17 protein-coding genes are annotated in these 19157 nt (G+C 65.9%); 9 read left to right on the top strand and 8 right to left on the bottom strand.

Annotated elements, in window-relative coordinates:
* The first annotated feature begins 51 nt into the window (after positions 1–51).
* Positions 52–1461, top strand: a complete 1410-nt coding sequence (locus RE429_RS09295) for a PLP-dependent aminotransferase family protein (RefSeq protein WP_414473993.1) — start codon at positions 52–54, stop codon at positions 1459–1461.
* Positions 1462–1685: 224 nt separating this feature from the next.
* Here the strand turns inward: RE429_RS09295 and RE429_RS09290 are convergent, their stop codons facing one another.
* Together RE429_RS09290 and RE429_RS09285 are read right to left on the bottom strand one after the other, a co-directional pair.
* Entirely contained in the window at positions 1686–2057 is a 372-nt protein-coding gene (locus RE429_RS09290) for a hypothetical protein (protein WP_414473992.1), read from the bottom strand.
* 219 nt (positions 2058–2276) lie between these two features.
* Positions 2277–3602 (bottom strand): PLP-dependent aminotransferase family protein, encoded by a 1326-nt coding sequence (locus RE429_RS09285; RefSeq protein WP_414473991.1) that lies wholly within the window; start codon positions 3600–3602, stop codon positions 2277–2279.
* 100 nt (positions 3603–3702) lie between these two features.
* Here RE429_RS09285 and RE429_RS09280 point away from each other — a divergent pair, with 100 nt between their 5' ends.
* The 5 genes from RE429_RS09280 to RE429_RS09260 all read left to right on the top strand — a co-directional run bounded on the left by RE429_RS09280 (position 3703) and on the right by RE429_RS09260 (position 8540).
* On the top strand, positions 3703–4665 hold the full coding sequence (locus RE429_RS09280; RefSeq protein WP_414473990.1) for an ABC transporter substrate-binding protein: 963 nt from the start codon (positions 3703–3705) through the stop codon (positions 4663–4665).
* Between the two features lie 78 nt (positions 4666–4743).
* Positions 4744–5634, top strand: a complete 891-nt coding sequence (locus RE429_RS09275) for an ABC transporter substrate-binding protein (protein WP_414473989.1) — start codon at positions 4744–4746, stop codon at positions 5632–5634.
* Complete coding sequence (locus RE429_RS09270) at positions 5631–6527, top strand: amino acid ABC transporter permease (protein WP_414473988.1); 897 nt, start codon at positions 5631–5633, stop codon at positions 6525–6527. The genes RE429_RS09275 and RE429_RS09270 overlap by 4 nt, the downstream gene beginning before the upstream one ends.
* Positions 6528–6541: 14 nt before the next feature.
* Positions 6542–7303, top strand: coding sequence for an amino acid ABC transporter ATP-binding protein (locus tag RE429_RS09265; protein ID WP_414474163.1), 762 nt, complete (start codon positions 6542–6544; stop codon positions 7301–7303).
* Between the two features lie 58 nt (positions 7304–7361).
* Complete coding sequence (locus RE429_RS09260; protein WP_414473987.1) at positions 7362–8540, top strand: M20 aminoacylase family protein; 1179 nt, start codon at positions 7362–7364, stop codon at positions 8538–8540.
* 86 nt (positions 8541–8626) lie between these two features.
* On the opposite strand, the gene RE429_RS09255 is transcribed toward RE429_RS09260, so the two are convergent.
* Together RE429_RS09255 and RE429_RS09250 are read right to left on the bottom strand one after the other, a co-directional pair.
* Positions 8627–10735, bottom strand: a complete 2109-nt coding sequence (locus RE429_RS09255; RefSeq protein ID WP_414473986.1) for a mechanosensitive ion channel family protein — start codon at positions 10733–10735, stop codon at positions 8627–8629.
* A gap of 216 nt (positions 10736–10951) precedes the next feature.
* Entirely contained in the window at positions 10952–12022 is a 1071-nt protein-coding gene (locus tag RE429_RS09250) for an AraC family transcriptional regulator (protein WP_414473985.1), read from the bottom strand.
* Between the two features lie 402 nt (positions 12023–12424).
* Between RE429_RS09250 and RE429_RS09245 the strand changes: the two genes are divergently transcribed.
* Both RE429_RS09245 and RE429_RS09240 read left to right on the top strand, forming a co-directional pair.
* Positions 12425–13396, top strand: a complete 972-nt coding sequence (locus tag RE429_RS09245; RefSeq protein ID WP_414473984.1) for a carbohydrate kinase family protein — start codon at positions 12425–12427, stop codon at positions 13394–13396.
* Complete coding sequence (locus RE429_RS09240; RefSeq protein ID WP_414473983.1) at positions 13396–14340, top strand: pseudouridine-5'-phosphate glycosidase; 945 nt, start codon at positions 13396–13398, stop codon at positions 14338–14340. Before RE429_RS09245 ends, RE429_RS09240 begins: the two co-directional genes overlap by 1 nt.
* Positions 14341–14366: 26 nt before the next feature.
* On the opposite strand, the gene RE429_RS09235 is transcribed toward RE429_RS09240, so the two are convergent.
* The 4 genes from RE429_RS09235 to RE429_RS09220 all read right to left on the bottom strand — a co-directional run bounded on the left by RE429_RS09235 (position 14367) and on the right by RE429_RS09220 (position 17977).
* The gene (locus tag RE429_RS09235) at positions 14367–16052 is read right to left on the bottom strand and encodes a calcium-binding protein (protein WP_414473982.1); all 1686 of its coding nucleotides are present in this window, start codon (positions 16050–16052) and stop codon (positions 14367–14369) included.
* Between the two features lie 164 nt (positions 16053–16216).
* Entirely contained in the window at positions 16217–16642 is a 426-nt protein-coding gene (locus tag RE429_RS09230) for a hypothetical protein (protein ID WP_414473981.1), read from the bottom strand.
* A gap of 181 nt (positions 16643–16823) precedes the next feature.
* Positions 16824–17366 carry a hypothetical protein gene (locus tag RE429_RS09225; RefSeq protein ID WP_414473980.1) on the bottom strand — a complete coding sequence of 181 codons (543 nt, stop codon included), beginning with the start codon at positions 17364–17366 and terminating at the stop codon, positions 16824–16826.
* A gap of 62 nt (positions 17367–17428) precedes the next feature.
* Positions 17429–17977, bottom strand: a complete 549-nt coding sequence (locus RE429_RS09220; protein WP_414473979.1) for a hypothetical protein — start codon at positions 17975–17977, stop codon at positions 17429–17431.
* Between the two features lie 239 nt (positions 17978–18216).
* Here RE429_RS09220 and xth point away from each other — a divergent pair, with 239 nt between their 5' ends.
* Entirely contained in the window at positions 18217–19002 is a 786-nt protein-coding gene (xth, locus tag RE429_RS09215) for an exodeoxyribonuclease III (RefSeq protein ID WP_414473978.1), read from the top strand.
* Positions 19003–19157 lie beyond the last annotated feature (155 nt).

Genomic DNA, 19157 nt, shown 5'->3' with positions numbered 1-19157 from the left:
ATTTGCCAGAACTGTATGGGTACGGCAGAGCATACAATCGGCAGGAACTCGATGAAGAGCGGAAACCAGACACGAACCGGCGAAGTCATGGCGGCGATCCGCTCGAAGGTGTCGGGCCGCGCCCTCGTGCCCGGTGACCGGCTGCCCTCGATCCGGACCCTCGCGGCCGCCATGGGCGTCTCGCCGTCGACCGTCGTGGAAGCCTATGACCGCCTCGTCGCCGAGGGCCTGATCCGCGCCCGGGCCGGCTCCGGCTTCTATGTCTCGGGCGGCGGCCAGCCGCCGCGCGCGCTGGCGGAGGCGGAGCCCCAGCGCGACCGCGCGGTCGACCCGTTCTGGGTGTCGCGACAGTCGCTCGACGCCGATCCCGCGGTGATGAAGCCCGGATGCGGCTGGCTTCCGCCGGACTGGATGCCGAACGCCGCCCTCCGCCGCGCCATGCGGACGCTCGCCAGGGCGGAGGATTCGATGCTGACCGATTACGGCAGCACGCGCGGATCCCCGCGCCTGCGCCGGTGGCTGCTCGGCCGCTTCGCCGAGGAGGGCATCGAGTCCTCGCCCGATCAGATCATGCTCACCGGATCGGGCACGCAGGCGATCGACCTGATCTGCCGCTTCCTGCTGAGGCCCGGCGACACGGTGCTTGTGGACGACCCGGGCTATTTCAATTTCCAGGCGCTGCTTCGGGCCCATCAGGCCAGGATCGTCGGCGTTCCGTACACGCCGTCCGGTCCCGACGTGACGGCCTTCGAGGCGGCCCTGATCGCGGAGCGGCCGCGCCTCTACATCACCAACTCGGCGCTCCACAACCCGACTGGCGCGACCCTCTCGCCGCAGACCGCCCACAGGATCCTGAGCGCGGCCTCGGCCCACGACCTGACGATCGTCGAGGACGATATCTTCGCCGATTTCGAACCGGAGCCCTCGCCCCGCCTCGCCGTGCTCGACGGGCTCAACCGCGTCATCCGGATCGGCAGCTTTTCGAAGACGCTGTCCGCCTCGATCCGCTGCGGCTACATCGCGGCGCGGACGGACTGGATCGACGGCCTGGTCGATCTCCAGGTCGCCACCTGTTTCGGCGGGCCGAGCCCGGTCGCATCCGAACTCGTCGCGAGCGTGCTCGTGGGAGGCGGCTACCGCAAGCATATGCACGACCTGCGCCAGCGCCTCGCGCGGGCCAGGCACGCCATGGCGGCCCGCCTCGAGCCCCTCGGCATAAGGCCCTGGCTGATGCCGCGCGGCGGCTTCTATCTGTGGTGCCGCCTGCCCGAGGGGCAGGACTCCGCCGCCCTGGCCCGCATGGCCGTGGACGAGAACATCGTGCTCGCCCCGGGCAACGTGTTCAGCGTCTCGCAGACGGCCGGCTCGTTCCTCCGGTTCAACGTCGCGCAATCGGACGACGCGCGGATCGTGGAGGTCCTCCGGCGGGCCATGCATCCGCTTCCCGCGCAATGCTCCTGAAGCTGCCGGGGACCGACCTTCGACAGGATGAAGCGGAGCAGCCCCGGGGAGGAGGCGCTCCGCCCCGCGCATCGTGCGAAAAAGTGGGAACCGGTTTTTCGCTGGAACGATGCGCTCTTCTATAGGGGGGAGCATCGTGCGAAAAAGTGGGAGCCGGTTTTTTGCTGGAACGATGCGCTCATCTATAGAGGGAGCATCCTGCGGACCCGGCGGGCCGACGCCCGTCAGGCCGCCAGGAAGAGTTCGCTCTGGCGCCAGGAGGCGGTCGGTCGGCGCTCCCTGGGCCGGGCCAGCGCGATCCGCTCCTCGAACCGCCCCTGCGCTTCCTTGAGCAGGCGGCGCTTGCGCGCATAGGGCTGCGAGGCGATCGCCACATCCCTGACGACGGCGGCCGCCGCCGCGTAAAGGTCGGTGGTCGCCGCATCGAGCCCGGGATCGCGCTCGTAGAGAGTGAGAAGGCTCGCCAGGTTCTTTCTCAGAAGGGTCTGAAGGTCGCGGAGATAGGCCTCCTCCCCACCGGCCTGTATGGCTTTCACGATGGGAGGGATCATCTTCAGCCTCTCTTCGATGGCTTCGTTAAGGGTCTTCTCCGTCATGGGCAATCGTCTCCGGATGAAGGGCCCGCCCAGTCCCTTGATTCACGCAGCGTAAGGATGCGCCTTCCTGGTTAACCGACGGTTTCAGGCGCGTGCCGCGCAGAGGGGAATCGCAGAGGGGAACCGCAGAGGGAAACCGACAGCGCCGGGACAACATGACGCGGCCCCTCGTTCGACTGCCGTTGACGTCGTCCGGCATCACGCGGCATCGGCGTTCGATCACGTTCCGGCCGCCAGCGCGATCGCGTCCGCGACCGTCTCGTAGCGGTCCGACAGGGTCGCCGTGGCAATGCGCAAATGCCGCGTCGGCAGATTGGAGAACTTGGCCCCCGGATGGGCGGCAATGCCGTGGGCCGCGAGCGTCACCATGGCGAACGGCTCCGAGGACACCGGAACCCAGGCGCACAGCCCCGCGCCATGCAGGGCCTGAACGCCCCTCCTCTGCAATGCGCCGACCAGATGAGCGCGCCGCGTGTGATAAACCGTTCGCGCGTGATCGACGGAGTCCCGCGTCGCCGGATCGCGCAGGAGCCAGGCGGTGGCGGCCTGCAGGATGCGGCTCGTCCAGCCCGCGCTGAAGCTGCGGTACGACTGGATCTGCTCGACGATCGCCCTGGTGCCGGACAGGACGGCGAGACGCAGATCGGGCCCGTGCGTTTTCGAGAACGACAGGATGTGGATGACCCGGTTCGGAAAAAGGGTCCCGAGGGAATGGCGCGGGGCCGTGGAGATATCCCCGACGCCGTCGTCCTCCACGATGAGCATATCGGTCTCCTTCAGGACCTCGGCGAGCGCCTCCAGGCGGTCCCGGCTGACGCTCTGGCCGGTGACGGAATGCAGCCGCGGCTGGAAGATGAAGGCGGCGGGCCTTGATTTCATCGCCGCCGCGAGAGACGACGGCAGCGGCCCCTCGCCGTCGCATTCGACCGGCACGATGCGCACCCCCCGGTCTTCCAGGATGTCGAGAATGCGCATGCCGGTCGGATTCTCGATGGCGACGGCCGCCCCCGGCGGCAGCAGGGCGTGAACCAGCGTATAGACCGCGTTGTAGCCGCCATTCGTCGCCAGGAAGGCCTCCGGCTCGTAGGGCCATGCCTTCCTCACCTCCTCCTCCAGCTCCGGCAGGATCCGGTTGCGCTCGTAGCTGTTGAGGTTCTCGGCCGAGGCGCCGTAGGCCATCGCCTCCGCGAGCGGCGGCAGCAGGCGCACATCCGGAACGGCAGCGGTCAGGTTCAGGATGCCTTCGCCGTAATTGCCGGAGCTCCCGAGGCGGTTCGGCTTGGCGACGAAGCGGTCGCCGCTCACCCAGGTGCCGTTCCGCCCTCTCCCGCTGATGATCTTCTGGCGCCGCAGCTCGCTCCAGGCCTCCGAAATGGTCGCAGGGCTGACCCCCAGGGCGAAGGCGAGATCCCGGATCGGCGGCAGCTTCGTCCCGACGGGAAGCGCGCCCGCCCGGATCAGGGCCCTCGTCTCAAGGGCGATCCCGCGAATGCTCCTGTCCGTCAGCTTGTCGGTGAACCAATTCGCGTCCCTGCTCTCAGCCATGTCGCACCAGATTTAATGTTCAATAACATAATAGAGTTTGATCAACGTTATGTGAACATTTTAATGAACCTTTAGACAAGTTTGCAGCGAGTGAATGCCGATGCCGTTGACCCTCCGCCTCGCCCTCCGCGACTGGGATTACATAACGCCTCTGGTCCTAGGCGACGTCCGGTCATCGCGCCTCGACGTCAAGGTCGATCGTGTCGGCACTCTGATCTCCAACGTCGCCCGCGACCCCGCCTATGACGGGGCGGAGATGTCCTTCAGCCGCTACTCGCAGCTGCGGCACGACGGCGACGACAGCGTCGCCGGCATCCCGAACTTCATCATGCGCGGGTTCCGCCACCGCTGCATCATCACCAGGAAGGACAGCGCGATCCGCAGGCTCTCGGATCTCGCCGGCAAGAAGATCGGCATCACGGGCTGGCGGGATTCCGGCAATACCTGGACCCGCGCCGCCATCCGGCGCGAAGGCGTCGGGGTCGAGGACGCCATGTGGTACGCGGGCCGGCTGACCGAGGCCCATCCCATCACGGACCGGCTCGACGGATTCGGACGCCCGGGCCGCATCGAAGCCGCTCCCGGCGAGCGGCCGATGGTCGATCTTCTGAAGGACGGGGGCCTGGACGCGATCTTCACCCCCTTCATGCCGCCCGGGTTCTTCGACCAGGATTCACCCTTCCGCCAGGTCCTCGACGACTTCAGGGCGGCCGAAGCGGCCTATTTCCACGAGGTCGGCTATGTGCCGGGCATGCACCTGATCGGCCTCAAGGCCGAGATCGTGCGGGAACATCCGTGGGTCATGGACGAGCTCAGCGAGCTGATCGACGCCTCCCAGCGCATGTGGCTGCAGAAGCGCGAGAAATACGCCGATACGACTCCCTGGATGATCGACGAGCTGCGCCGCTGCGCCGCCGATTTGCCTCCCTCCTGGAATATCAGCGGCCTCAAGGCGAACGAGAAGATGATCAGCGACTTCGCCACCGAGCTTTACGAGCAGAAGATTCTTCCGCGCGTCCTGACGCCCGCCGAGTTCTTCCCCTGGCACGCCGATGCGACATGAGTCTCCGTTAGAACGTGAGTTTCCGATAAAACGACTGAAGACCTGAAACAGCGTCCTCAAACCGAAAGGGCCTTTCCCATGCATCCGAAACTGATCGCCTCCGCCGCCCTCGCCGCCCTGGTTCTCGCAGGCTCGGCCGTGGCACAGGAAGCCGCCGTCCCGAAGCAGAGCGTGAACGACGAATTGCGGGCACGCCTGCCGGAGAAGATCCGGACCGAAGGCAAGATGATCTCGGTCAACAACGGCTCGTTCCCTCCCTACGAGATCGTCACCGGCACCGAGATGACCGGCGCCAGCAACGATCTGACGGACGCGATCGGGCAGGTCCTCGGCGTCAAGATCGAGCATATCACGGTCGGCGGCCTGCCGGCCCTGCTCGCCGGCGTCAATTCCGGACGCTATCAGTTCGCGTTCGGCCCCGTCGGCGACTTCAAGAGCCGCGAAGAGTCCAACGACTTCGTCGACTGGGTTCAGGAATTCGTCGTCTTCGCCGTCCAGAAGGGCAATCCCAAGGGCATCACCTCGCTCGACACCGCCTGCGGCAACCGCATCGCCGTCATGGCCGGCGGCTCGGCCGAACGGGTGATCCAGGCTCAGGCGGAGAAGTGCAAGGCCGACGGCAAGGAGGCGCTCGCGGTTCAGTCCTATACGGACCAGCCGAGCTCGATTCTGGCCGTGCGCTCGAAGCGCGCCGACGCGTTCTTCTCGTCCCAGGCTCCCCTCACCTACTTCGTCGCCCAGGCCAACGGCCAGCTCGAGCTGACCGGCATCGGGCAGCGGAACGGCTTCGAGGACCTCTATCAGGGCGCCGTCGTGCCCAAGGGCTCGCCGCTCGGACCGGTGCTTCTCGATACCATCAAGCTCCTGATGAGCAACGGAACCTACGCCCAGATCATGAAGAAGTGGGGCCTCGAGAACAACATGCTCAAGGAGCCCGGCATCAATCTCGGCGGAGCGCTCCCGAAATGAACCGGCTTGATCCGTCGAGCGCATCGCCCTCCGGCGATGCGCCCTTCCGGGACGTGGCGACGGCCCACGCTCCCTTCCGCACGGGCCGATTGATCCTCTGGGCCGTCATCCTTCTCGTGGCGGCGAACTTCGCCTGGATCGTCGCCCATAACGAAAACTTCGGCTGGCCCGTCGTGGCCGCCTACTTCTTCGATCCGACGGTGATCAGCGGCCTTTACGTCAGCCTCGGGCTGGTGCTCGCCATCGCGCGCCTGTCCAAGGATCGGCTCGCGAATTCGCTGGCGGCCCTCTTCATCTGGTTCTTCCGGGGCACGCCGCTGCTCGTGCAGCTCATCTTCTGGTACAACCTGTCCACCCTGTTCCCGCAGCTTTCGATCGCCATCCCCTTCGGTCCGACGCTCGCGAGCTGGGACACGAATTCGGTGATCACCCCGATGACGGCCGCCATCGTGGGTCTCGCGCTGAACGAAGCCGCCTACATGGCGGAGATCATTCGCGGCGGCCTCCTCTCGGTGGACCGCGGCCAGGCCGAGACCGCCGAAGCCTTCGGCATGACGAGGGGCCGGGCCCTGTGGCGCATCATCATTCCGCAGGCCATGCGCTCCATCGTGCCGCCGACCGGCAATCAGCTCATCAGCATGATCAAGGCGACCTCCCTCGTCAGCGTGATCGCGATGGCCGACCTGCTCAATTCCGTGCAGTCGATCTACAACCGCACCTTCGAGATCGTTCCGATGCTGCTCGTGGCGGTCATCTGGTACCTGCTCATCACCTCGATCCTCAACGTCGGGCAGGGCTATATCGAGGCCTATTACGGCCGCAGCGAACGCCGCAACAAAGCCGACGGGAAGCCGGCGCTCGCGGGCGCCGCGGTACAGGAGGCAAGCCATTGAGCGCCGTCCAGACCATGAACCCCATCGTCCAGGTCCGCGACGTCCATAAGTCCTTCGATCAGCTCGAAGTGCTCAAGGGCATCGACCTCGACATCATGCCCGGAGAGGTCGTCGTGATCCTCGGCCCCTCCGGATCCGGCAAGTCGACCTTCCTGCGCTGCATCAATCACCTGGAGGCCATCAACAAGGGCTTCGTCGCCGTGGACGGCGAGCAGATCGGCTACCGGCTCCATCACGGCCGCCTCGAGAAACTCTCCGCGAACGGCATCGCCCGCCAGCGCCGGAAGATCGGCATGGTGTTCCAGCAGTTCAATCTCTACCCGCACATGACGGTGCTGCAGAACATCATCGAGGCTCCCGTGGGCATTCACGGCGAAAGCCGCCAGGAGGCGACCCGGAACGCCATGAGCCTCCTGGAGCGGGTCGGCCTGTCGGAAAAGGCGGAAAGCTATCCGCGCCAGCTTTCCGGCGGCCAGCAGCAGCGCGTCGCGATCGCCCGCGCCCTGGCGATCAAGCCCAAGCTGATGCTGTTCGACGAGCCCACATCGGCGCTCGACCCCGAGCTGGTCGGCGAGGTGCTGGCGACCATGCGCGACCTTGCCAAGCAGGGCCTCACCATGATCGTCGTCACCCACGAGATCGGCTTCGCCCGCGAGGCCGCGGACCGGGTCGTGTTCATGGACGGCGGCAAGATCGTCGAGATGGGCAGCCCGGAGGACGTGATCGGGAACCCGCAGCATCCGCGCACGCAGGCGTTCCTGTCGCGCTTTCTGTGACCGTTGACGGCCTCTTTCTTTCAAGCCAGCCTTTCTCAAAGTCATTCGGACGAAATTCATGCTCAACGACAACGTCTTCGCCAGAGTCTCCGATTTCGATGCCATGGAGGCGGAGCTCACCGGCATCCGCCATCATCTCCACGCCCATCCGGAGCTCTCCTTCGAGGAGGCCGAAACGGCGCGTTTCGTCGCCGAGAAGCTCGAGGGCTGGGGCTATGAGGTGACCCGCAACGTCGGCGGGCACGGCGTCGTTGCGCGCCTGAGCGCCGGCGACGGGCAGAAGGGCATCGCCATCCGGGCCGACATGGACGCTCTCCCGATCGTGGAGGAGACCGGTGCGTCCTATGCCAGCCGGTCCCCCGGCAAGATGCATGCCTGCGGCCACGACGGCCATACGACCGTGCTGCTGGGCGCAGCCGAATATCTGGCCCGCACCCGCCGCTTCAACGGCACCGTCACGCTGGTCTTCCAGCCGGCCGAAGAGGCCGGAAAGGTGAGCGGCGCCCAGGCCATGATCGCCGACGGCCTTTTCGAGCGATTTCCCTTCGATGCGATCTTCGGCCTGCACAATCATCCCGGCGCACCGGAAGGCGACATCCTTCTGCGCTCCGGCCCGATGATGGCCTCGTCCGACACGGTCAGGATCACCATCAAAGGGGTCGGCGGCCATGCCTCGCGCCCCCATCTCACCGTCGACCCCGTGGTGGTCGCGTGCAATCTGGTCGTCTCGCTGCAGACGGTCGTTTCGCGAAACATCGACCCGACCCAGACGGCCGTCGTCACGGTGGGCACGATCCACGCCGGCAACGCCGTCAACGTCATCCCGGAATATGCCAAGCTCGCGCTCAGCGTCCGCTCCTTCGATCCGAACATTCGCGATCTCCTGGAAGAGCGCATCGTCAAGCTGACCCGGTCCGTCGTCGACGGCTACGGCGCGACCGTGGAGATCGACTACGAGCGGGGCTACCCGGTGGTCGTCAATTCGGAAGCCGAGACGGTCTTCGCCCGCGCGGTCGCGGAGGAGCTGATCGGAACGGACCGGGTTTCGACCTGCCATCTCATTCCGGGAAGCGAGGATTTCGCCTATTTCCTCGAACACAAGCCGGGAAGCTTCCTGCGGCTCGGCAACGGCGTGAAATCCGCAATTCTGCACAGCTCGAAATACGACTTCGCCGACGCCAGCCTGACCACGGGCGCCGCGCTCTGGGCCCGTCTGGTCGAGCGTTACCTGGCCTGAAGCTTCACCTGGCCTGAAGCTTCACCTGGCCTGAAACTTTCTTCGGCGAAGCGGGGTCCGATTCGCCGACACCACGCTGCGCAACATCACTCGGGCGGCGTTCCCTTGACGAGCTTGAGCGCATGCTGCGCGGCCGCGGGCTCGCTCTCTCCGCGGCCCGCCACCTGCACGGTCGGGAACGCGAACTGAATCCCGTTCTCGTCGAAGGCCTTCTTGAGATTCGCGAGGGCCCTGCGCCGGACCGCGAACTGTTCGCCGGGGCGGGTCATCATCTTCAGGCGGATCTGGATCGCGAAATCCCCGAACTGCTCCACGCCCTGCATCTTGAGGGGCTCGATGATGTGCGGCGCGAATTCGGGGTCGGACGCCAGATCCTTGCCCACCTGCTTGATGATCTTCTTGGTCAGGTCGAGATCCGTGTCGTAGGTCACGTTGATGGTCAATTTGTCGATGACCCAGTCGCGGCTCATGTTCTCGACCGCCCCGAGCTGCCCGTAAGGCACGGTGAAGATCGGCCCGCGATGATGCCGCAGCTTCACGGAGCGAAAGCCGAGGGTCTCGACCGTGCCCTTGTAGCTGCCGCTCTGGATGTACTCGCCGACCCGGAAGGCGTCGTCGAGAAGGTAGAAGATTCCGCTGATCACGTCCCTCACCAGCGCCTGCGACCCGAAGCCGACCGCGACGCCGAAGATCCCGGCGCCGGCGATCAGAGGCCCGATTTCCACTCCGAGCGACGACAGCGCCATCAGCACCGCCACCACGGCGAGGGCGATGAAGGCCGTCATCCGGAAGATCGGCAGCAGCGTCAGGAGCCGCGCCTGCTTCAACGCCTCCTCGCTGCCGGGCACCGTCGTGGCCTGAATGCGCGTCAGCCTGCGGTCGATCTGAGTCTTGACCACCTGCCAGACGAAGTCCGCGACGAGCAGGATCACGAGGCTGCTCAGGACGCCCCGCACCAGTCGTGTGACCGCCGTGTCCCGACTGGTCAGCTCCACGAGATCGATCTGCCAGACCCAGGCGAGGAACAGAGCTGCTCCGGCGATCAGAATCGCGCGAATGCCCCGGTCGAGGTAGACGGCGTTCATCTCGTGATCGGCGGAGAGCTCACCCGTCCCTTGAGGATGAAGAAGATTGCGAACCGAAAGCCTTGTGATCGTCACGGCCTTCGGCAGGATGACGGCGACGGCCGAGAGCCAGAAGACCCCCATGAGGCCCGCGACCCAGAACCCCCACAGGAGAACGAGGTAAATCGACAGGAGCCAGCTTCCGAGATGGTGGTGTCGCGCCGGTCGTTCAGGATTTGCGGCAGCCTGGGCGGTGACGGGCCGCCGCCAGACGACCTCGAGGGCGATGGCCAGAAGGCCGATCCCGAGAAAATACGCGACCACTCTGCGGCCATCGAACGAGAAGCCGAGATTGCGGGCCGTCTCGACCGTGGCCCAGCCGAAGACGAACCAGCCGATGAACAGCATCACGCGGCGATACCAGAACCGGGCCTCGCCGTCGGCAAGGGGAATGACCCGGAAGCGGCCGGAAGCCACGCGCCACGCGCCCCCGGGCGCAAGGAGGATCCGCGTGACGAGGCGGGCGAGCCGCAAAAGGAGCGCCGCCGCCAGATAGGCCAGGACGATGCGCCTCAACAGGAGCGGCCAGTCGAAGACCAGGAAGGCGCCGATGCTCCCGATCCCGAAGATCGCCACATAGGTCAGTCCCAGGGCAAGGCGCATGCCGATCGCTTTCACGCGCCCATTCACCGTGTCTCCGGAAGACGAGAGGAGCCGCTCCCGCGCCCTCGCCGTCGCCCTGACGAAGATCCGTTCCAGGCCGATTCCGAGGGCGAGAAACCCGAACACCAGGAGCAGGATATTGAGCGGGGACCGGCTCTGAAGCTCCGCGGACAACAGCTCCCCACCCTGTCTGGCCTCCTCCGGCAGACGAGGAATTGCCGACATGAGGTCGATGAATTGACTGCGGATCGCAGCGATGCGCATCCCGAGGGCCTCGGAAAGCGTGGCCTGCTGGGCGACCTCTCCGGGAAGTGCCGGCGGTCGTCGCTGCTGGTCGATCCATTGGCGGATGGCGGGATCTTCGAGAAGCCGCAGAAGCTCATCGACCTGTGCCGAGGGCGGTGCGGGAGCGCGCGGCGCCTGAGCGACCGCCGGACCGTTCACATGGATCAGGACAAGAGCGGCCATCGCCCACAAGGCGCCGGCCCATCTCCTCTGCCCTGTCCCTCTCACGCTCTGTCCCAGTCCGATCTCCCGAAGCCTGCCTGGAGGCTCCAGCAACTATAACCGATTTCGACGCCCGCGTTGACAGGCGTCGACGAGCGGCCGCGCCGGATCCCGGAAGGACCTGTCCCGGAAGGACCTGTCCCAGGAGGCCCACCGGCCAATCGATCCGCTCGCGCGTTACCGCTGGCGCCCCTTGGCGCGCCAGGCGGTCGGGGTTCGGCCCGACCAGCGTCGGAACGCACGGGTAAAGGCGCTCGCCTCCGAATATCCGAGAGCCGCCGCAATCTGGCAGAGCGACACCTCGGTATCCTCCAGCAACTGCCGGGCGATCTCGAAGCGGATCTCGTTCGCGATGATCCGGTATCCGGCCCCGCTGTCCTTGAGGCGGCGGCTCAATGTCCGCCGGTGCATCGCCATCAGCGCGGCGATATCCTCCGCCGAGCACCGGTTGCTCGTCAGGCGGGTTCGCAGCAGCCTCCGGATTCCGTCCGCGAAATCCGATGCGGAATCCGTCATGTGCTCGATGCGTTCCTCCAGAAGGATCCGCATCAGAGGATCGGCCCCGGGGACCCGGCGCGCCAGATCGCGCGCGGGCAGCACGATGGTCGCGCTTTCCTGATCGAATCTGACCGGAGCCCGGAAATGCCGGAGGTAGGGTTCCACATCAGGAGGGACGATCCGCGGGAGGAGCACCTCGGTCGGATTCCAGTCGGAGCCTATCAGGGTCCGAATGGCATTGACCGTGACGGCGAGGGCGCCGTCCGAGATCTGATCCGCGCTCTCGATATGGGGCTGGTAGATCATGAAGGAGAAGAGGGCGAGGTCGTTGCTGACCGCGAGCAAGGGCACGGCCCCCCGGTTCTGGACGCCCAGATACGTCACGATGGCGCGCAGAGCGTCCCCCAGGGTCTCCGAGTGCTGCATCAGGCGGCCGATCATGCCGAGAGACAGGATCGTCGCGCGCCTGCCGACCAGCAACCCGAAATGCGGGCAGTTGGTGCGGGCTACGCATAAGCTCAGCAAGCGGCCCAGGGTCGCGTGCGGGATCACGTTCTCCTCATCGTCGAAAAGACCCGGATCGAGGCCCGCCTCCCTGATCGTCGCGTCCGGGTCGAGGCCGAAATCCCGCAGAGCCGGAGCGACCCCCTTGGCAACTCCCAGATGGATATATCCGTAAGGAAGCGTCGGCCTGGGGGACGCGACGGCTGAACTCGGCCGTGGCGCGGGTGCCGGGCGATCGCTTGGCATGGACGAAGTCACTATGTGATCGGCCATCGTGGCTGCTCGCAATCGATTAAAAATGATCCGAACCGGCGCGGTTGAAAGCGCTCAAGACCAGACTCGGGTACAAACAGCTTCGAATTGCATCAGGTTCACTTATGTTAATCGGCAAACTCCGCAATTCAACGAACGCGAAGGATCGCCCGGGCATTTTGTCCAGTTCGGTCAATCATCTGTCTCAAACGATCAAGGCCGCCGATCATTCCGGCTCGATCGCCGGAATTGCGCTCGAGCATCGCCCCTCCTCCTGCGGACGACACGCGCCCGTCGTCCGTCCGCATGTCCCGCAAATCCCGTTCGCTCGGGGCGCGGCCAATCTTGGCGTATCATGCGGACGGCGAGATTCTCACACCCGAAAGGCCTGGACGGATGAAGCCCCAAGCAGGGAGGATCGTTTGCATCGGCGGCGCGACCGTCGATCGCAAATATCGCACGCGCGCGCCCATTCACTTCAGGACATCCAATCCCGCCATGGCCGAGCGCTCGTTCGGCGGCGTGGCCCGGAACGTGGCCGAGAGCATCGCCCGGCTCGGAACGAAGTCCTCCCTCGTGACGCTTCTGGGGAGCGACGAGAACGGGCGTGCGATCCGGGCGGAGCTCGCGCGCCTGGGCATCGACATCCGGCATGTCGGAATCTCGGAAGACCACGCCACCGCCGAATACGTCGCCGTCCTCGAGCCCGAGGGCGATCTCGCCCTCGGGCTGGCGGACATGGCGATCTTCGATGCCCTCGACTCGTCGCTCCTCCGCCGGATCTGGGCGGAGATCGCCCCGTCCTGGATCTTCGCCGACTGCAACCTGCCCTCGCCCACCCTGCACGAGCTGATCGGGCTGGCGCGGCGGCACTGCCCGATGCTCGCCATCGACGCCGTGTCGGCCGCGAAGGTCATGCGCCTGCCGCGCGACCTGACCGGTGTCGGCCTCCTGTTCCTCAACATGGACGAGGCGCGGGCTCTTCTGGACGATGCGGGCATCTCGCCCGACGCCGCGGCAGCCGCTCTTCTCGCCCGCGGTCCCGAACGGGTCGTCCTGACCTCCGGCGAAGGCGGGCTGATCGCGATGGATCGCAGAGGCCGCACGAGGGTCCAGGCGATCCCGGCCCGGATCGTCGATGCGACCGGCGCGGGCGACGCGCTCATCGCCGTCACGCTCGTCGCCCTGCTCGAAGGCCGCTCCTTGGCGGAGGCCGTGCGAATGGGTACGGTAGCGGCCGCTTTGACCATGGAGTGTCCGGCCAGCGTGCGTCCGGACCTCTCGCTTGCGTTGCTGGAATCCGCCGCGGCGGGAATGAGTAGTGCGGGAATGAGTAGTGCGGGAATGAGTAGTGAAGGAGCATGCTGATGGGCCACGACACGGTCGGCCGTTTCCTCGACGTCGCCCCCAAGGTGAGAGCGGCCCTGAATGAAGGCCAAGCCGTCGTGGCTCTCGAATCCACCATCGTCACCCACGGCATGCCCCACCCGCAGAACGTGGCGACGGCGCGCGAGGTCGAAGCGGTCGTGCGGGACAACGGCGCGCTGCCCGCGACGATCGCCGTCATCGCCGGCCGCATCAAGATCGGCCTCACGGACGAGGAGCTCGACTGGCTGGGAACCGCGACGGGCGTGATGAAGCTCAGCCGGGCCGACCTGCCCTATGCGGTCGCCGCGAAGCGTCATGGAGCGACGACGGTCGCCGCGACCATGATCTGCGCTCATCTGGCGGGCATCGGCGTTTTCGCGACCGGCGGCATCGGCGGCGTCCATCAGGGCGTCGAGCGTACCATGGACATCTCGGCCGATCTCGACGAACTGGCCCGGACGCCGGTCGCGGTGGTCTGCGCCGGCGCCAAGGCGATTCTCGATCTGCCCCGGACCCTGGAATATCTCGAAACGCGGGGCGTGCCGGTCGTCGGCTACCGGACGGACGAGTTTCCCGCGTTCTGGAGCCGGTCGAGCGGACTGCCCGTTCCCGTCCGGCTCGACAGCCCCGAAGCCATCGCGGATCTGATCCGCACAAAGGACGCCCTCGGTCTTACGGGCGGCACCCTCATCGCCAATCCGGTGCCGGAGACCGACGAGATTCCGGCGCGGGAGATGAAAGGCTTCATCGAGCAGGCGATCGCCGAGGCGGCGCGCCGGGGCGTGACCGGGAAAGCCGTGACGCCGTTCCTGCTGTCGTTCCTGTTCGAAAGCACAGGCGGCCGCAGCCTTGCCACGAACATTGCCCTGGTCAAGAACAACGCCGCCCTGGCCGCACGCCTCGCCGCAGCAAAACGCGCCCTCAGGCTGATCGCCCCAGACTGATCGACCTATGAGCGGTGGTCGATGCCCTAGATGACGATGAAGTCGTTGTGCGTGAGCGCAAGTCCCGGCTTGAGCTTCGCGAACAGGATGGGACGGGAGGAGCCCGACCCGTCCGGATCGTAATAGAGGCTGCCTGTCTTCGAATTGTAGATGATGTAGTCGTTCTTATCCTGCGCCTTGCTTCCGATCACAAAGTGGCTCTGGCTCAGCACGCCCGTCTTGGCGAGTTTCCTGAAGATGGCGTTTTCCAGCCTGACCGTATCGTCGGCGACGTTGAAATCCGTGATCGTCGTGACGTTCCGCTTGCTATCCAGCGCCGTGTCGAAGACGAAGGTATCCCGGCCCCAGCCGCCCGAGAGGGTATTCAGGCCCGCGCCCCCGTTCAGATAATCATTGCCCGCATCGCCGTAGAGCCTGTCGTTTCCGTCGCCGCCCGAGAGCGTATCCCGGTCCATCCCTCCGTAGAGCGTGTCGTTGCCGGCGCCACCCGTGAGCTTGTTGTCGCCGGTTCCGCCGTAGATGCGATCGTTGCCGTTGCCGCCGAGAATGGTGTCGTTTCCGACGTCGCCATAGATCGTGTCGTTGCCATCGCCGCCGTTCATGCTGTCATGGCCGGGGCCGCCATAGAGGGTGTCGTTTCCGGAGCCGCCGTTCAGGATGTCGTTTCCGACGTCGCCATAGAGCTTGTCGTTTCCGGCGCCGCCATCGAGGCGGTCGTTGCCGATGCCCCCATAGATGACGTCATTGCCGTTGCCGCCATCGATCGTGTCGTTGCCGCCGTCGCCGTACAGCTTGTCGTGGCCGTCCAGCCCACGGATGGTATTGCTTCCGGCGTTTCCGTAGATCTCGTTGGATTGCGCGTTTCCGGTGAGAATGAGGCGGGCGCTGCCCGGGCTGGCCTTGAGAATCTCGAGATTGTCGCCGAGCTGATACGAACTTTGCGCGATGACCGTATCGCGCCCGCCGCCCGCGTATTCCAGCACGATGTCGAGCGCATTGTCGACCAGGTAGGTATCGTCCCCGGCACCGCCGATCAGCGTGTCGATACCGCCCTTTCCGTCCAGGAAATCGTTACCCGGCGTTCCGATGATCTGGTTCCTGAACGCGTTGCCGGTCAGGGTCAGGGAACGGGCATTCGGCGCGGCCCTCAGGACCTCGACTTCCGAATCCGCCGCGAGGGCGAAGCTCACGCTCGTCTGAACGACGTCGTAGCCGCCGCCGATGGCCTCGAGGACCCGGTCCTCCTTGTTGTCGACGATATAGGTGTCGTTGCCCGCGCCGCCGACGAGCGTGTCGGCTCCGGCCTGCCCGTCGAGAACGTCGTCTCCCCCATAGCCCTCCAGGCAATCGCCATGGGACGATCCGTAGAGGGTGTCGTCCCCGGCCATGATCAGGGCGGCGGCCTGGGCCCCCTGCCGGTGGAACGTGGCGAGACCGTCATAGGTGAACAGGCTGGACCCGCCCATTTCGCCGAAGGAGAGCCATGGCGAGGCACTCGGCCCGAACCGGAGATAGGACACCTCGCCGAAATCGTTCGAGAGAGCGGCTCCCTCGTAGAAGACGGCGAGCGGCGCGTTGGAGACGTTGACCTGGAAACTCGCCGTCCACCGTTCGCCCTGCTGAGCGAAGACGATCGCGTCCAGAACGGGCTTGAAAAAATCCTGGAGGCGAAGGCCTGCGGGCATGGAGCGATGGAACGTGACGACGGCCATCCTGCGCTTTCCGGCTGGGGCCCGATCCGCATCGGATCAGGGGGCTCCTGTAAAGCGACGGGCGCGCCGCACGAGGAGCATGACGAGAAGCCCCTCGTATAACTGACCTTACGTTAGGATAACACCCCTAAACAGCCCCCCTGTGCCGGAAATGCTATGGGAACCTAGGCTGCGGAACGAACCTCCGCCGCCTCTTCCTCGTCGGTCTCCGCCGCGTTGCGCTCGAGCTGAACCGCGTAGGCCGCTTCCAGTCCGCGGAACCGCAAAGCGTCGTCGGCGTCCGACAGGCCGGATACGACCGGGACCCTCTCGCAGAAGCGGACAAGGGCGCTGCGCAGAAGGCGCACGTTCCTGGGCACGGGATGAACGCCCGCCAGGGCATCCTTCACGGTCTCCCGGGCAGCGGCATAGAGGTCGTCCACGGCGGCTTCGACGCCCGGATCGCGGCTCAGCAGGCTCATGGTATTGATGAGCAGGACGCGCAGGTCCCGCAGGTCGGTCTCGCTTCCCTCCCCGGCAATTGCCTCGGTCACTACCTCAACCGCCGCGATCCTTTCACGGATCGTGTCTGCGAAGCTCTTTTCGGTCATGAGCGCTACCCCCGGTGAATCGCCTGGAACACTTCCATCGGCCGCCGGGAAACAATGCGCGTGCATGGTTAACGAATGCTTACGGAACCCGCAAAGGCCTTTATTCCCATAGGTTTTTCAAAGACTTTCCAAGTCCTCCCCCTGCTCCCGCGCCGAGCCGCGCCTGCGGGCCGGCGACGCCTCAACAGCCCTGGCAGATGCCCTGCTTGGCCTTGTCCTCCAGTTCCCGGCCTTCCTTGAGAAGCTCGTTTTCCCTTGCGGAACGGGGTACCGCCGAGGGCTGACCAGGGCGCTGGTTGGTGCCCGAGATCCCGCCCGTGGTCGTCGCCGCATTGTTTTCCGCGGTGCCGCCCGTGCTGCCCTCGGTCCCGGGCGGAGGGGTCGGCGGAGTGTTCGCTTCCTCAGGCGTCGAGGACCGGCGCGCATTTGTCGCGGGACTGGCGGGAGTCTGCGCGCCTGGGCCCGGGCGGGTCAGGGTGGACGTGCTGTCCGGCGCAGGGGCGGTGCCCATGGACGGCGCTGTCGTCATGCCGCCGGACGGTGCCCCCATCCCGGACGAGGTGCCTGTGCCGGTGGAGGAGGTTCCCGCACTGCCGGAAGAGGATCCCGCGCTGCCCCCGGAGCTCGAGCCACCTCCGGATGAGCCGCCGGATGACCCTTGAGCCCAGGCAGCGCCGGCCAGGAGGCCGGAGACGATCAGAACGGCCGGTATCGTGAGGCGCATGTGCATTTTCCCGATAAAGGGGTTCCGCACGTCAACTCGGCGCAGGCTCGGGAGGTTTCCGATCAGCGACGCCATACCACAAGGCTGACGGGACCGGCCGGGTCGATCACCTGCCGATGTCCGGGCGTGAGGCCCGCTTCGCCGAGAATCGCCTCGGCCTGCCGTCCGCCCTCGCATCCCGAGAAGAGCGGAATGCCGCCGGGGACCAGAATCCCCTCGGCCCGCGTGAGATGGAAGGCATCGTAGCCGATCCGGAGGAAGAGATCGAAAACCCGCCGCCCGCCCGGAACCGCAACCCTGCCCCCATAAGGCAGAACCATGCGCGCGGCCTCCTTCCAGGACAGCATCTGCGGGTTCCACCACCAGCCGTCCGCGCGCCTCTCGATCCCCCGCGACGAGGAGGAGACGATCATGCGCGTCCGGTTGCGGGGATTCGGGTTCGCCTCGTGCCCCAGGCGGCCCAGGACCGTGACGTCGGACCGGTTGAGCTCCGCCTGGAAATAGGCCCAGTCCGCATCGTTGCGCAGCACGTCCGGCGTCATGCCCGCCGCATCGGCGATGCGATCGTCGTCCGACACGATGGCATAGCCGTGGATTTCAATGCTGGACATCGATCACCTTTTCTCGTGAACGGGGACGGGCGCTGCAGCCTCGGGATCTCGCAGGCGCGAGAGGAACGCAGGCGCGCCGCGTCGTAGCGCAAAGCGGGCCGCGCTGTCGATGGCCCCGAACCGCCGCGGTGTCACGGATGCCGTGGGGATGGCGGTCGGTTCCGCCTTGCAAGCTTTCGGCGAACATCCGAAGAAAGCCGAGAGAGAACGACGGGCGAGAGAAAGACGGGACGGACACGATGCGCATAGCCACCTGGAACGTGAACTCGATCAAGCAGCGGCTGGATCATCTCGCCACCTTCGTGAAAAGCGCCGATCCCGACGTGGTCTGCCTCCAGGAATTGAAGTGCATGGACGAGGCCTTCCCCAGGGCCGAGGTCGAAGCGCTCGGCTATAACGTCGTCACCCACGGCCAGAAGACCTATAACGGCGTCGCCATCCTGTCCAAGCGTCCGCTCGAGGATGTGCGGAAAGGGCTGCCGGGGGACGAGACCGACGAACAGGCACGCTATCTCGAGGGCGTCATTCCCGTGTCGGGAGGCGTCGTGCGGGTCGCGTCCATCTACCTGCCCAACGGCAATCCGATCGGCACGCCCAAATTCGACTACAAGCTCTCCTGGATGGACCGGCTGAACGTCCATGCGCGCCGTCTTCTCGCGCTGGAGGAGCCGCTCGTGCTCTGCGGCGACTACAACGTGATTCCGGAGCCCGAGGACGCGGCCAATCCCGAGGCATGGGCGAACGACGCCCTCTTCCAGCCGGAAAGCCGCCGGAAATTCCGGGAGCTTGTGAACCTGGGCCTCTCGGACGCCCTGCGCGCCTGCAGCGACCAGGCCGGGCTCTACTCGTTCTGGGATTATCAGGCGGGGGCCTTCCAGCGGAACAACGGCATCCGCATCGACCATCTCCTCCTGTCGCCTCAGGCGCAGGACAAGCTCGCGAGCGCGTCGATCCGCAAGGACGTGCGCGGATGGGACAAGCCCTCCGACCATGTGCCCGTGATGGTGGATCTGGAAATCGCGTAACCGCCGTCGGCGCATCGCGCGAAAAAGGGGACCCGGCTTTTCTTGCTCAAACGATGCGCCCTCTCGAAGAAGGGAGCATCGGACCCAAAAGTGGGCTTGCGCTTTCGGGATTGAAACCGATGCTCTAGAGCCTTTTCCGCAAAAGTGGATGCCGG

The sequence above is a fragment of the Microvirga sp. M2 genome, from assembly GCF_047497095.1.
GTDB lineage: Bacteria > Pseudomonadota > Alphaproteobacteria > Rhizobiales > Beijerinckiaceae > Microvirga.
The sequence above is the reverse complement of the archived record's forward strand: the minus strand, read 5'-3'. Positions and strand labels throughout refer to the sequence as shown.